The sequence below is a fragment of the Paenibacillus sp. FSL W7-1287 genome (assembly GCF_038004245.1).
Taxonomy (GTDB): Bacteria; Bacillota; Bacilli; order Paenibacillales; family Paenibacillaceae; genus Pristimantibacillus; species Pristimantibacillus camelliae.
In genome coordinates, this window is record NZ_JBBORD010000002.1 from 422,025 (window position 1) to 437,120 (window position 15,096).

Here is a 15,096-nt window from a genome sequence, read left to right on the forward strand (position 1 = left end):
ATGAAAAGAATTAGTTTATTCATTCTTACATTACTGCTTTTGCTTACTTCAATACCTACTGGCTATGCCATACAAAAGGGAGATGATGTGGGGCAGGTTCTAAACTTGCCTCCTTTTGTTGATTTTGAAGTAAAAGAGAAGCGTAAAGTAGACGTGATTATCGATGTTGGCAATACGAGTAAAACGTTGGATGAAGTAAATAGCTTTATTAATTTACAGCTAAGACCAAAATTACAGGCTGACGGATTAGATTATAAGATCCATGTAGAAAAGTCTAATGAAGGGAAGACCCGTCAATATTTTGGACTAAGATCATATCATGTTGATCATCCTTCGTTTTCTTATTCAGGCCCCCTTTATTATTTTGATATTAATACAGGTGAAGTGGTTAAAGTATCAGATACAGCGCTAGATGGTGCATCTGCATATTCAGGACATGCTTATATGCTTGAGGATGAACGAACGATTATCTACTCAGACACAATGCAACCTGTCAGAATTACACGGATTGCAGAATTTGATCCAAACAAAGTAAAGTATGGCACGATTACACCAACTCGTCATGGGGTATGCCCAACGGATGGATCATGGGCAGACCCTAGTACGAGGACTCCATATAACTCAGTTAGTGGTTATAGTTACGGGGAGACTAGAGGTGATTTCACCATTGGCCCAAACAATCAAATCGTTATGATACCAACACAATTCACATCAAATTTAGACTGTGGTAGAGCTGCATATTCTTTTGTGCTTATCGAAGATATTGATGAAGTAATCAGTGGGGCTGAAGCTGTACATGCAGAATGGCAAAATAATGTGCATACAGGATGGGATTTGCCTTGGGGTTATCCTTATCCCATAGAGATAAGGAAATTTAAAGGATTTCCATTCAGATATAATTTAGATCCAGCTTATACGAATACCGAATTAACAACAACATCATGGCACACAAAAGATCATTCTAAGGTATTTCTTACGCCAAATGGTGGATTATATATAACCTTAGGAGCACATACTGTCCGATATTATGAATCTGCAAACGAATATATAAAATCAGAAGGATTGGTGCAACCTACAATCGAGTATTCCCATAATGGGGGCTTTGATCGCAGATATATGTGGTATTTTGAACATGGTAGAAGAAATAGTTTTAATACTCAATTTCTTTATAAAATAAACCCCGCAACAGGAGATTTATTATTTTTAGAGTACATAAACACCAATGATTTGTTTACATTATCAAAAATTGATAGCACTTCTAAAAAAGTAGTCCAAGGAACTATAAATACAAATCTAAGAACTGTTGCTGAAAAAAGAAATCAAATCGTATTCAATAACTGGTTAGTTATGGGGGATGGGAGAATTGCAACTTATCAAGGACAAAGTACCCTTAATTATTATAATAGAAAAGTGGTCTTATTAGATGATATCGATGCAGAACCACAAACGGTTGATATACCTGAAGATGCACCATCTAGTATAACACTTGCAGGAAGCTTAGGAGATTATTTGTTTTTTACTTCTAACCTTAATAATGCTTTTCTATACAAATTAAATGTGGATACTGGTGAATGGTCTGTTGCTATTCCTCATATGTCACCAGGAGGAAGTCAAGCTTATGAAATGGGCCTTATTTATTACCCTGATTTTCTCTCTAGTGAGAGACGTTATATGGAAGATATTTTACAAGAGGGGATCACTCGAAGTAATGCAGAATTGTACTATGTAAGGATAGATGATAGCTCATTAATGCAGCTTAATAATAGCCGTAATCTTGCAGACTTAGCTGCTGAAATGACCAAACAACAAGTTACCTATCTTGCGCTTGGTACGAATAAAAATGAGGAACAGCATAAAAAACTTCTAACCACAATAGATAATAGAGGTAGATTTATAACTAATACAGATATGAATGTCGCACTTCAAGAAGTGGCCGGCATGATTACAAACAGGAAAGAAGCGGATCTTCATGTGCTAATCGCTAATGAAACGATATCACTTACTACGATTAAAGATGGATTAAAGCAGCTGCAAACCGAATTACAAGCGGAAAATATTATTTCCTCGATCCATTATATACAAGGCACTTCTACGTCAAAAGTATTTGATCTAGTAAGTGGAATTAACTGGCGTGATGATCGTAATAACTATGTCATTATGTTTAATCGTGGAAGCCTATCTGAGCTAAGTAGCACAGAGTATGAGGTAGATCTTGCTACGGAGTTAGGTGGTCAATATGCCAGTTATATTGCGATTGGTACAGCTGCCAATAAATTGCGTAATGAAAGCTTAATAGCTAGTAATAAAAGTGGTGGTGTTTTTACGAGCAGCACATCTATGAGTGCAATTAAAACCGTCATCGCAAAGCATATCAAGGACACCGCTGTTAAGAACCCTAAACGAGTGACAGATACCTTAGTGCTCAACTACGATCAGGAAACAGGCTCCTATAGCTCTGAACTGCTACTTAATACGTATTATGAAGATGCTGAGAATGATCCGAAATTTAACGAACGCTTCAAAACAACGCATGACCCTACAGTTTATGAAAATCACACGGGTGTCATGGCTGGAACAGGACAATATCAACCTACACCAACTACGAAATTCACAAAAGTAGGTAAGTATGAATTGGTTGTCCAAGTTCAGGATAATCCAAGCACGAATGCAGCGTTTGCTAACTATCGAGAGTGGAGCTTAGATTCACTGTCGAGGCTAGTACTGTTTGTTCATAGAGCGCCTGTAGCGGATTTTACAGCTACGGTTAATACAAGTAGAAAGTTAACGATTGTTGATCTATCTTACGATTTAGATCGTTATTCTGAGCGCAATAAAGGAATCGTAACGGCAGTCTGGAAGTGGAAAAAGGCTGATGATACAGATTGGACGATGGGATCACCACCAACGACACTGGCAGCTAATACGGACTATCTTGTGTCGCTGAAGGTTAAGGATAGAGACGGTGCCTGGTCCAATGAGGTCATCAAATTCGTGACAACGAAGGATAGCAACCAACCGCCGATAGCACGTTTCACCGTAAATCCCAAATCGGTTTCATGGAGCAAAAACTTTACGCTCACTGACCAATCCTATGATCCCGACGGTGATCCTATTATTAAAAGAGAGTGGATAGTTTCAAAAGAGGGAAAACAGCTGCTTACAAAAGGCAGCACACCAACAGGTAATGAGATTAAAAACGCAGCTATTAATGCAGGACTACATCAGCTAGGCACGTATCAGATTCGATTGCGAGTACAAGATAGTGAAGGTTTATGGTCGTCTTGGCATCAAGATTATGCTGATGTTGTGAACCATGCACCGATTGCTCAATTTGAGCCATTAACGACTACGTATCGAGATACGATGAATACCGTATTGAATCTAACGGAAAATCCCGATCTTGATGGTGATGCGGTCACCTACAGGTGGAGATTAATGAAAGGGGATAAAACGTATAGTCTTGGAACAACAAAGGATGTTTCATTCCGCATACGTGATCGTGGTCTAGGTAAAGATGCTGTTGGTACATGGTCCTTAGAGCTACGAGCAGCTGATCCGCTAGGGGCTGAAAGTTATATGACGCATAGCTTCCAGGTACTGAACCAAATCCCTACAGCTGAAATAATAAGCTATCCTGTCTATGGTTATGTTGACGAACCCTATAACTTTACAGCAAATAGTGATGATCCTGATAGCGAGGATCGAAGCAGTTTGAAATATTTTTGGAAGCTGACTACACCTAGTGGCAAAGTAATTTCTTACTATGATAAGAATCTATCCAATATCAAGCTTGACGAAAAAGGCACTCATACCATGGAACATTGGGTACAGGATCAGTTAGGCGCTGAGAGCGAAGTAGATAAAATTGAATTTTCAATACTCAACAAGCGACCAGTCGCTGATTTTACTCGAACTCCAATTACGACCTATCGCAACGTTAACATTGACTTTAAGAGCCTAGGAACAGATTATGATGGCTGGATCGAAGCTTATCGTTATGAGCTGCTTAGAGACGGATTATCACCCTTAACACTAAGTACGGACGCAGACTTTATTCGTTCATTCAGCTCCATTGGCACATTCGATATTCGTCATACGGTGACGGACAATGACGGTGCTTCAGATTCCATCGTGAAGAAGATTTACATTGTCAACCGCGCGCCAAAAGCAGAAGTGACGCAACCAAGCGGTACAAGTGCAGCAACGGCAACAGAGTTTAATACGCTGAATCCGACTATTCGCTGGACGATGACGGATGCTGATAATGACTCACAGGTACAATATCAGCTACAGCTGAAAAATCAAGCGGGAACGGTGCTGCGCGCAACAGCAGCCACAACAACTGTTAATAAATACTTTACGATTCCGAATGGTTGGCTATCAGAAGGGCCAATATATCGCGTAGCGGTGCGTGTTTACGATGGCTATGAGTGGAGTGACTATTCAGCGGACAAGTACTTTTATTTACAGCTTAATCGCCCACCAACTGCAGGCTTTACGCATTCACCAGTCGTCATTTATGAAGGAGATCAACTAAAAATCAGGCATGCGGTTGACGATCTGGACCTTGATACACTGTCCATTCGGTATACGGTTACTGCACCCGATGGTCAGAAAAGCTATTATCCCAACGCATCCAGTTATTATATCGTCCCAAGCAGCAAATATAATAGTGATGCGTTCACGCTATCGCAGCTTTTGCCGGGGAGCTATCATATTGAACAGGTGGTTACGGATTCAAAGTCTGAGCCTGTCAAGCTAACACGAACGATTCAAGTTGGACAGCTTGGCATTGTCGGACAGGTCGCTCATACTGAAACATGGGAAAGCCATAGAAATAAGTATAATGAATCTTTACCAGCAGATAGCTCTAAGCAGTGGCTGCCACTGCAGTTTTACAGCGGAGAACGTTTCATGCTTTCTGCCGATACAACATTAGCCGATCACGCTGAAGCGGGCAGTACAACCTATGCAGTGAATGTGTCCGTACTACTTCAAACAACAGGAACCTCAGTAGAACTCTCCTATGAGAAGGATTTACGATGGACTGGCAGCATGTGGGAGGAAGCTTTTAGCAACCTGGCTCGTGGCAAGCATACGTTTACGTTTAATGTGTACTACTCAAATGGCGTTATCAAGCAGCACGATGTCGACATCGAGATTATCGGTAAAGCGAGTGAGCTAGCCGGAGTGCATCGCTGGAAATGAGGAAATAATACAGTAAATAAGCCAGTAAATAAGACAACAAGACAAGAAGGAAAATAAAACGACTAACTCTGAGTATTCGAACAGAACAACAAAAATCCCGAGAGAAGCTATGTGCTTAACATCTCTCGGGATTTTTTTTCGCTCTTATCTTTGAAAACCTACTTAAATAATTTAACTATACGCTTGGTAATCGCAATGACATCATTCGTTATACAGCTGACTATATCGCTTTGAACTGCTCATAAAAACGATCGATAGCATAATGTGCCGCCCCGCGCACAGCGGAATGCTCCTTCAGCTCGGCAAACAGAATTTTGAGCGCTTCGCTATGAAAGGAGAGGGCACGCTGCTGTACCGTTTGTTGAATAGCAGGCATGATCCACTGTTCTGCACTGCTCATGCGGTTACCGATCATTACGCAATCTGGGTTAAGGGTATTAATAATGTTGGCTATGCCGATGCCAAGAAAACGGCCTATATGATCGAAAAGCTTCAGCACATCTTCATTACCTAGCTGTGCTGCGGCAATAAGCTCATCCAAGCCTTCATAGCCTAGATGAGAAGCTTCTTCAAGCAAAGCCTTCTCCGAAGCATAAAGCTCCCAGCAGCCTAAGTTTCCACAGCTGCATTCCTTGCCATCAAATGATATCGAAAGATGACCCAATTCACCTGAAAAGCCGGATGTACCTTTATACAGCTCCTTATCAAGGATCATGCCTGAACCAATACCATAGCCGACACTGAGATAAACTAGATTGCGAATGCCTTGACCAGCACCATACTTTTGCTCGCCCTGCGCGCCCGCATTCGCTTCATTATCAATGATGACAGGCAGCTGATACCGTTCTGATAGCATGCTTTGCAGCGGAACCTCGCGCCATTTCATATTTGGAGCAAATAGTATATTGCCATCCTGATCAACAATGCCGGGTGCTCCAACTCCTATGCCGACAATGCCGTAAGTGCTATCTGGTACTTGTTTGATCAATGCATCAATATTAGCAGTCAATGTATCGAAAGCGAGCTCACGCTGCTTTTGCTTAAGCTTCTCATAGCGTTCTTCAATAATGTTTCCGTTCAGATCGACAAGGACACTACGAATATAGTTAACTCCCAAATCGACACCAATGGCATAACCGGCCCGTTCATTGAACAGTAAGAGCACGGGCTTGCGTCCTCCGCTGGATTCACCAGGACCGATCTCTATCACTAGATTGTTCTCAAGAAGCTCATTAACGAGACTTGATACGGTCGCTTTGTTCAAGCCTGTAAGCTCGGAAATTTGTGCCCTAGAAACAGGTGAATGCTTGCGAATACAGTGGAATACAATATAGGAATTCATTTTCTTTACTAATGCAAGATCTCCTGTTGCTTTCGACTTCAACGAACTTCCCCCGTCCTAAACTTAATGTAAAAACAGTATAGCATATAAATAACTTAGTTTAACAGATAAATTAAGTTTAGGACATAATAGGCTATTCATCAAGCAGTTGGATAACTTTATCCATAAACTGCTGTTCAGTAAATACCATAATCGGTTCATCATAGTTAGCTTGCAGCTCGGATGTGAGGGTAGTATCGATAATATCAGATAGATAACTGTCCCTATGGGCGAGTTTTACGATATAGCCATCCTCTAGCACTTTATACATACCTGTTTCTTCACCTTGAATATAAAATCTTTCTACTGGATTGTTCCCCGAAGCTTTATTGAGAATGAGATAGTACTGCTCGACTGGCATAAATAATGGGTTGTCATTAAATGAGCATTTACTGTTTCCTGCTTGTAACACATGGATCGTTGTAAGCTCCTTGTCACCCTTCACTACATTCAGCACACTAGCCTCATAAAGCGTTTTATGGGTTGGCGAGTCGAGCTCTTCAAGGGCTTGCTCAATACTTAGCTTTACGACAAGGTCTGCTTCCAGTATCGCCTCCTCGAAAGGTAAAACCAACATATCAGCATAGATAGCACATTTCGTTTCTCCCAGAGTTTGACTAAAGTTGGGATGACTCCCTGGAGGGCTGCCTATAGAAGTGACTGTAGATGGTGGGGGTGAAGTCTGACAGGCTGTTACGACACTTAACGTAGTTATGAACAAGAGGACAAGTATAGGCTGTACCCGTTTACTTCTCATAGCGATAGCCTCCAATCTCATTTTGTAATCTATGCACATTCAATAGATGTGAACGAATTGTAATTTATTTACATAAACATTAGACGGCAACGAGATAAGTAAAGTTTTAAAGCCTTGCTATAGAGGGAAATCTACCAGCTAAAACTAGGATAAAAATTTTTTTGATAAATCTTACTTTGTTTAATAGACAAACTAAGTGTAGTTGTGTTATTCTTAGTCCAAGGTTAATTACTCAATTTAAGGAGGAGTTACTTCCATGACTTATTTCAATGATCTTAATAAAGTTCAATTTGAAGGTAAAACATCTAAAAACCCATTTGCATTCAAACATTACAATCCATCTGAGGTTGTATTCGGTAAAACAATGGAAGAGCATCTTCGTTTTGCAGTAGCATACTGGCATACTTTTAATGCTAACGGTACAGATCCGTTCGGTGCTGGCACAATGGTTCGTACTTGGGATAAATTCGACGGTCTTGATCGTTCAAAAGCTCGCGTAGAAGCAAACTTTGAATTTATGGAAAAGCTAAACATTCCATTCTACTGCTTCCATGATGTAGATATCGCTCCAGAAGGCGCAACACTTCAAGAGTCTTTCAAGAACCTTGATGTAATCGTTGCCATGCTGAAGGACTACCAAAAATCTACTGGCAAAAAGCTTCTATGGAACACAGCTAACAACTTTACAAACCCACGTTATGTACACGGTGCAGCTACTGCAGCTAACATCGATTCTTACGCTTATGCAGCAGCTCAAGTTAAAAAAGGTCTTGAGATCGGTAAAGAGCTTGGCGCTGAAAACTATGTATTCTGGGGCGGTCGTGAAGGTTACGAGTCTCTACTAAACACAGACATGAAGCTAGAGCTTGATAACTTGGCACGCTTCTACCATATGGCAGTTGATTATGCACAAGAAATTGGCTTTGATGCACAATTCCTAATCGAGCCTAAACCAAAAGAGCCAACTAGCCATCAATATGACTTTGACGCTGCAACAACAATTTCATTCCTTAAAACTTACGGCCTAGAAGACAAATTCAAGCTAAACCTTGAAGCTAACCATGCAACGCTTGCTGGCCATACATTTGAGCATGAAATCCGTGTAGCTGCTATTAACGGCATGCTTGGTTCTCTAGATGCTAACCAAGGTAATATGCTACTTGGCTGGGATACAGATGAGTTCCCAACAGATCTATACTCTACTACTCTAACAATGTACGAAGTACTAAAAGCTGGCGGTCTTGGCCGCGGTGGCGTTAACTTTGACGCTAAAGTTCGTCGTTCTTCCTTCCAAATGGACGATCTAGCACTAGCTCATATCGCTGGTATGGATAGCTTTGCATGGGGCTTGAAAGCTGCTGCAAAACTTATCGACGAAAAAGTACTTGATAGCGTAATCGAAGATAAATATGCAACGTTCAAAGAAGGTCTTGGTGCTGATGTTGTTGCAGGTAAAACAACGCTTAAAGATCTAGAAGCATATGCTTTAACTAATCCTGTACCTCGCAACAAATCTGGACGTATCGAAAACCTACGTCTACGTCTAAGCGAAGTTATCTTCAGCGTTTAATACGCATAACGATTAAAACATTCATAGGTTATACCAATACAGCTCGTCCTTGTGACGAGCTGTATTTGAACTCACGCAGCGTTTTGCTGCTAGGAAGCATTTTAAAGATAGAGCAAAACGCAAAGTAAATGCTTTCGAAGCGGCGTTTTGCTGCCAGGAAGCATATTCAAAGATAGAGCAAAACGCAAAGTAAATGCTTTCGAAGCAGCGTTTCGCTGCAAGGAAGCATATTCATAGAAGAAGCGAAACGCTTTAGGAGGGTTTTTAATGAGCTATGTTATCGGTGTCGATCTTGGGACAAGTGCGGTTAAGACGCTTCTTATGGATCGCAATGGGAAAATTGCTGCTGAAGCTACGCGCAGCTATCCTTTATTTCATGACCGTCCAAGCTGGAGTGAGCAAAAGCCAGAGGATTGGGTGACTGCTACGATTGAAGCAATGAAGGAAGTAGCTTCTGCTGCAGGAATCGATGCTTCTTCGATTGAAGGCATTAGCTTCTCTGGTCAAATGCACGGTCTTGTTCTATTAAACGCTAACGGCGAGGTTGTTCGTCCTGCAATTCTATGGAATGACACGCGCACGACTGAGCAATGCCGCGAAATCGAGCAAGTGCTTGGTGATACGCTATTAAGCGTGACACGTAACCCGGCGCTTGAAGGCTTTACGCTGCCGAAGATTTTATGGGTGCGTCAGCACGAGAAGGAATTGTTCGATCAAGCAACAATCTTTTTGCTTCCGAAGGATTATGTACGTTACCGCTTAACTGGCGAGCTTCATATGGATTATTCCGATGCAGCAGGTACATTAATGCTTGATGTTGCTAATAAAAAATGGAGCAAGGAAGTATTAAGCGCATTCAACTTGCCTGAAAGCTTCTGCCCACCGCTTGTTGAATCTCATGGCTTGGTTGGCACATTGCTGCCAGAGGTTGCTTCTCAAACAGGACTATCTGCAGAGACGAAAGTATTTGCAGGTGGTGCAGATAACGCGTGCGGAGCGATTGGAGCAGGCATTCTGTCAGAAGGCTTAACGCTAAGCAGTATCGGTACGTCAGGTGTTATTCTTTCCTATGAAAATGATAAAACGAAGGATTTTGGTGGCAAGGTTCATTTCTTCAACCATGGTAAAGAAGATTCCTTCTACGCGATGGGGGTAACGCTTGCAGCTGGTTACTCGCTAAGCTGGTTCAAGAAAACATTTGCTCCTAACGAATCATTCGATGAGATGCTAGCTGGAATTGAAAATGTGAAGCCTGGTTCTAACGGCTTGCTGTTCACGCCTTACCTTGTTGGTGAGCGTACACCACATGCTGATCCAAATATTCGTGCTAGCTTTATCGGTGTTGACGGTACACATGAGCGCATTCATTTTGCTCGTGCAGTAATGGAGGGCATCACATTCAGCTTGAACGAGTCGGTTGATATGTTCCGCCAAGCTGGTAAAACGGTTGATAAAGTTGTGTCCATCGGTGGTGGTGCACAGAACCCAACATGGCTGCAAATGCAGGCTGATATTTTCAATGCGACGGTTGTTTCGCTTGAAAATGAGCAAGGTCCTGGCCTTGGTGCCGCTATGCTTGCTGCATATGGCTGCGGTTGGTTTGAAAGCTTAGAGGCATGTGCTGATCAATTCGTGAAGCATGCAGATAGCTACGAGCCTAACCCAGAAGCTGTTGCAACATATGAATCGCTATTCCGCGTATATCAGCAAGTTTACGCTCAAACGAAAGAGATGAACGATCAACTGGTTGCTTTCCGCGGCTAATATGTATATAAAGCTCCTTTATGTTCACATACTAAGTGGGTATGAACTTGATTAGTTAACCCACTATGGAACATGAAGGAGCTGTTTTTATGAATATGCCTATGGCGATCTTATTCGATTTTGTTGATTCGGATAATGCAGATCAGGCATTTTCCTTGCTGCAGGAGCTAGGCTATGACCCAGCGATGCATAACCCAACACGTTTACATATTCACGTTATTGGCGAGGATCTTACGTCTGCCTTGGAAATCTGTCAAGCACACGGCGGTACTTTAGTCGAACAGTCTACTATTCAAGAGGAGCTTATCGCGTCTACTGCTTATGGTCTAGATGCGATCACGATACCTGCTCATCTCGTCAATGAGGATTTGGTAGATGATGAAGAACTACTGCCAGACATCGGCGATATGTCTTCTTTTTCAGGCGGTCGTGAGTAAGATTAGCATTGGGCATGCAGGTATAACAAAGGACCTCCGTAGATGGTGTACGGAGGTCCTGTTCATTTTAAATGCTCACTTGAAGATGAGATTAGTCGTCATATGCAAGGCTTTCCGCCGCATCTCGGCCAGCATTATAGCCTGTGGAAAAAGCGGCTGTAATGTTATATCCACCAGTGTATCCGTGTATATCTAATACTTCTCCACAAAAATATAGTCCGCTCATTAGCTTAGATTCCAGTGTACTCGGGTTAATCTCTTTAAGGTTAACGCCTCCACCTGTAACAAAAGCCTCCTCGATGCTTTGAGAGCCATGAATACGAATAGGAAATGCTTTTATTAAGCGAGCAAGTTCCTGCCACTTATCCTTCGGAATATGATCGAACGTTAAATCCTCGCTCAGCTCAGCTTTTCTCATCAATATAGGTAGAATTCGCTCTGGTACATAGCTTTTCAACACGTTCCGGATTAGCTTTTTAGGCTCTTGCTGGCATAATAAGTAGGTCTCATCATATACGTTTTGCTGCGATAGATCAGGCTTAAGATCTGCCGTGAGCATAATCGGTGTGCCAGTGCTTTTCTTTAGCTCTTTTACAACAAACTGGCTGCAGCGCAGCACGATTGGTCCTGATATCCCGAAGTGTGTAAAGAGCATGTCCCCGCGATGGGTAATGAGTTTTTTGTTCTTCAAGCTCCATACTGTCAGCTCAACATCACGCAGAGATAGTCCTTGGAGCTCCTTATCTTTTATAAAATGCTCTCTTGAAGTTAATGGAACCTCAGTAGGGAATAGTTCAACAATCGTATGTCCTGCCTCTTCCGCCCAAGGGTAGCCATCACCTGTAGAGCCTGTATGTGGGACAGATTTACCACCTACGGCTACGATTACCTTCTTACAGTAATAGATGTCACCGCTTTTCAGCTTAACGCCCTTTACTTTACCATTCTCGTAGAGTACCTTAGCAACAGGACTGTTTACTTTAATGTGGACGCCTTGTGCTCTCACCTTTCCGACGAGGGCATCGACAACAGACTTCGCCTTGTTAGACACAGGGAACATTCTACCGTTGTCTTCCTCCTTTAAAGCAATGCCGAGCGATTCGAAAAATTGCATGATGTCGTAATTACTGAAAGTAGCTAGTGAGCTGTACAGAAATCTGCCGTTGCCCGGTATATTTTTAATGAGCTCGTCCAGCTCTTTTGCATTGGTTACGTTACAACGACCTCCGCCTGAAATGCCTAGCTTTCTTCCTAGCTTGTCACCTTTATCAATTAGTAGTACACTAGCACTAGATTGACTAGCAGCAACAGCGGCCATTAGACCTGCTGAGCCTGCTCCAATAATGATAATGTCGTATGTCATTTTGCCCCTCTTTTACTTCTATGTTAGATTTTTATTAATTATAGCAATAATTTATACCGTTAAGAATGTTACCGAAGTAACTTGTATTTGTGTATACTAGATATTAGCATAAACATTAGTGAAATACATAACAAGCATGTATTTTGTAAGTGAATAGACGAAGCAGCCAGAATAGAGTTCTTTAATCGTTGATTAGATGCAGCATCACTGAACTATTAATGCAAATTACTTTGCTAAGGAGGCTTTTTGTGTATTACAAATTCGTGCTAATGATTCTTCTGGCTGTCATACCAGGAGTTTATTTATATTATTTTCCAGTTTATTGTGGTAGACAAAAGGTGCGTACCTTTATACTGGGATCGTTATCGCTAATAAGCATATTTGTACTAACACAAATCATAACATATAAATATAATATTCATTATATGGTTGCGGTCATTACCTTTTCTTATGCCATATATTATGCGGGAAAAGGATGGGGCCTCTTCATTGCTGCAGTATTGATCTTATATGATTACCTGCAGTTTTCTTCTCCGCAACAATTTTTGCAATACGTTACATACATAACGATCATTACGTTTGTGTTTATTCTTAGTCACACACGATTTCATATGCTTGATGGCACGCGAAAAATACTCTTCATGCTTTCCAACCTCTGCACTTCTAGCGTACTACTTATACTTTTTTCATTACATATATCTGAAGAACCGTTCATATTTTTAAGGTCAAGTAACGAAGCATTTGAGACATTAGTGAAATGTTTTGTTTTTATTGTGATCGTTTTTCTATCATACAGTGGAATACTTAAACAAGAGCAAGCACAGCATTATAGAAAGAAATATGAAACAATAAAGGAGTCACATGATGAGCTGAGAACATGGGTGCAGGTCATTCAATATGCACCATTCGCAGTTCTCAACATCAATCGAGATGAGCAAATCATATACGCTAACCAGCAAGCCTATCAGAATTATGACAGACTATCTGAAATTGATGTGCAAAGCACGCGCAGGCAACAGCTCAGTCATGTATTATCGGATGCGAGCTATCCAGTTGTGTCAAGGCTGATTCAGCAGGTGTTTGAAACGAGTATCCCTATACATACTACTGTGCAGAACGAAGATCAGGAATTGATGTATTCTGCCATTCCAATCTATTCCATCGACAAGGACGGTTTGCATGCAGTCGGATTATTCGTGCAAGATGTTACCGAGCTACAGGAACTACGTAGAGAGCTAGATCGAATGGATCGTTTAAGCCTCGTTGGTGAGATGGCAGCAAGCATAACACACGAAATTCGCAATCCCATGGCTGTAGTACGAGGCTATGTCCAGCTACTACAGGAACGCTCTCATGTAGCACAACGAGAATATTTCTCAATTATAATAGAAGAGCTAGATCGAACGAATCAAATTATTAGTGACTTCCTAACGTTAGCACAAAACAAGCGGGAACAAAAGTTTTCTAACAGCTTAAATGATGTCATTAATGAGCTTGTCCCTTTACTTCAGGCCGATGCTAACCTGCGAGGACAGATGCTAGTTGTAGAGCTCAGCGATCAATTGCCACCATATCAGATCAATGAATCGGAAATTAAACAGCTACTGCTTAATATTTCGCGCAACGGAATGGAGGCGATGCAGCAGGACGGGGTACTAACCATTAAGACGATGTTCGTTAATCGTCAAATCATCCTATCAATTGCAGATACAGGACTTGGTATTCCCGATGAGCTAAAGCAAAAAATATTTGAACCCTTCTATTCCTCTAAGCGTATGGGTACAGGCCTAGGATTACCTTTATGTGCAAATATCGTGCATCGACATAACGGCAAAATTAGTGTTTTGAATAATTCTCAGCAGGGAACGATATTTCAGATTCACTTTCCTCTAGAGGAACAACTGTTAAGCTCGTAGGATTGTGTTGCACTGCCTTCTTACGTGAAGGTATAATGGAGAAGATAAACAACAAGGGAGTGTTATGAATGTCAATGTCATTTGAGAGATATATGTTGGATATGATTCAACCTATGCGTGACGAGCTAACAAGCATCGGAATTAAAGAGCTTCGCACGCCTGAGGAAGTTGAAGCTAATTTGCCAGATGCTAAAGGTACGGCACTAGTTGTCATCAACTCGGTGTGTGGATGTGCTGCTGGTCAATGCCGTCCTGGCGTAGCGCACGCATTGCAGCATGATGTAGTACCTGATCAATTGTTTACGGTATTTGCGGGTCAAGATAAAGAAGCAACAGCAAAAGCTCGTGAGTACTTTGCACCATATCCGCCATCTTCCCCTTCTATTGCACTAATGAAGGACGGAGAGCTCGTTTACTTTATCGAGCGTCATAGCATCGAAAATCGCTCTGCATCTGAAATTTCAGCAGATTTGATTAGTGCATTCGATAAATTCTGTCGCTAATATAAGTCTTTAGCTACAGAAGAAACAATTAAACATAGCACTGTTCCTATCAAGGAACATAAGGGTAAGAAACCTGCCGTACTTTCAGTTACGACAGGTTTCTTCTATTTTACGACATAAAGCTGCACAATTTAATAAGAGCGCTTACAATAATAAGCGTAATTTGATATTCTGTGTATATATATTGTATGTTATAA

General features: G+C 41.4%; 9 protein-coding genes. 6 read left to right on the top strand and 3 right to left on the bottom strand.

Annotated elements, in window-relative coordinates; genetic code table 11:
- The gene (locus tag NSQ99_RS21890) at positions 1 to 5,208 is read left to right on the top strand and encodes a hypothetical protein (protein WP_340839097.1); all 5,208 of its coding nucleotides are present in this window, start codon (positions 1 to 3) and stop codon (positions 5,206 to 5,208) included.
- A 220-nt stretch (positions 5,209 to 5,428) separates the two neighbouring features.
- Here NSQ99_RS21890 and NSQ99_RS21895 read toward each other — a convergent pair whose 3' ends face one another.
- Together NSQ99_RS21895 and NSQ99_RS21900 are read right to left on the bottom strand one after the other, a co-directional pair.
- Entirely contained in the window at positions 5,429 to 6,592 is a 1,164-nt protein-coding gene (locus NSQ99_RS21895) for an ROK family transcriptional regulator (RefSeq protein ID WP_340839098.1), read from the bottom strand.
- A gap of 91 nt (positions 6,593 to 6,683) precedes the next feature.
- Positions 6,684 to 7,166 carry a hypothetical protein gene (locus NSQ99_RS21900; protein WP_340839099.1) on the bottom strand — a complete coding sequence of 161 codons (483 nt, stop codon included), beginning with the start codon at positions 7,164 to 7,166 and terminating at the stop codon, positions 6,684 to 6,686.
- A gap of 436 nt (positions 7,167 to 7,602) precedes the next feature.
- Here NSQ99_RS21900 and xylA point away from each other — a divergent pair, with 436 nt between their 5' ends.
- The 3 genes from xylA to NSQ99_RS21915 all read left to right on the top strand — a co-directional run bounded on the left by xylA (position 7,603) and on the right by NSQ99_RS21915 (position 11,117).
- On the top strand, positions 7,603 to 8,916 hold the full coding sequence (gene xylA, locus NSQ99_RS21905; protein ID WP_340839100.1) for a xylose isomerase: 1,314 nt from the start codon (positions 7,603 to 7,605) through the stop codon (positions 8,914 to 8,916).
- Between the two features lie 267 nt (positions 8,917 to 9,183).
- Positions 9,184 to 10,680, top strand: a complete 1,497-nt coding sequence (xylB, locus tag NSQ99_RS21910; protein ID WP_340839101.1) for a xylulokinase — start codon at positions 9,184 to 9,186, stop codon at positions 10,678 to 10,680.
- 89 nt (positions 10,681 to 10,769) lie between these two features.
- Positions 10,770 to 11,117: a hypothetical protein gene (locus NSQ99_RS21915; protein ID WP_340839102.1), complete on the top strand. Its 348-nt coding sequence runs from the start codon at positions 10,770 to 10,772 to the stop codon at positions 11,115 to 11,117.
- Positions 11,118 to 11,208: 91 nt separating this feature from the next.
- Here NSQ99_RS21915 and NSQ99_RS21920 read toward each other — a convergent pair whose 3' ends face one another.
- The gene (locus NSQ99_RS21920; RefSeq protein ID WP_340839103.1) at positions 11,209 to 12,480 is read right to left on the bottom strand and encodes a BaiN/RdsA family NAD(P)/FAD-dependent oxidoreductase; all 1,272 of its coding nucleotides are present in this window, start codon (positions 12,478 to 12,480) and stop codon (positions 11,209 to 11,211) included.
- Between the two features lie 752 nt (positions 12,481 to 13,232).
- Here NSQ99_RS21920 and NSQ99_RS21925 point away from each other — a divergent pair.
- Both NSQ99_RS21925 and NSQ99_RS21930 read left to right on the top strand, forming a co-directional pair.
- Positions 13,233 to 14,396: an ATP-binding protein gene (locus tag NSQ99_RS21925; RefSeq protein WP_340839104.1), complete on the top strand. Its 1,164-nt coding sequence runs from the start codon at positions 13,233 to 13,235 to the stop codon at positions 14,394 to 14,396.
- Positions 14,397 to 14,464: 68 nt separating this feature from the next.
- On the top strand, positions 14,465 to 14,899 hold the full coding sequence (locus NSQ99_RS21930) for a BrxA/BrxB family bacilliredoxin (RefSeq protein WP_251669959.1): 435 nt from the start codon (positions 14,465 to 14,467) through the stop codon (positions 14,897 to 14,899).
- Positions 14,900 to 15,096 lie beyond the last annotated feature (197 nt).

Bases quoted from the DNA above. Each gene is read 5' to 3' on its own strand.
- NSQ99_RS21915 (WP_340839102.1), top strand. From the start codon at position 10,770: ATGAATATGCCTATGGCGATCTTATTCGATTTTGTTGATTCGGATAAT.
- xylB (WP_340839101.1), top strand. From the start codon at position 9,184: ATGAGCTATGTTATCGGTGTCGATCTTGGGACAAGTGCGGTTAAGACG.
- NSQ99_RS21930 (WP_251669959.1), top strand. From the start codon at position 14,465: ATGTCAATGTCATTTGAGAGATATATGTTGGATATGATTCAACCTATG.
- NSQ99_RS21890 (WP_340839097.1), top strand. From the start codon at position 1: ATGAAAAGAATTAGTTTATTCATTCTTACATTACTGCTTTTGCTTACT.
- xylA (WP_340839100.1), top strand. From the start codon at position 7,603: ATGACTTATTTCAATGATCTTAATAAAGTTCAATTTGAAGGTAAAACA.
- NSQ99_RS21920 (WP_340839103.1), bottom strand. From the start codon at position 12,480: ATGACATACGACATTATCATTATTGGAGCAGGCTCAGCAGGTCTAATG.
- NSQ99_RS21900 (WP_340839099.1), bottom strand. From the start codon at position 7,166: ATGTTGGTTTTACCTTTCGAGGAGGCGATACTGGAAGCAGACCTTGTC.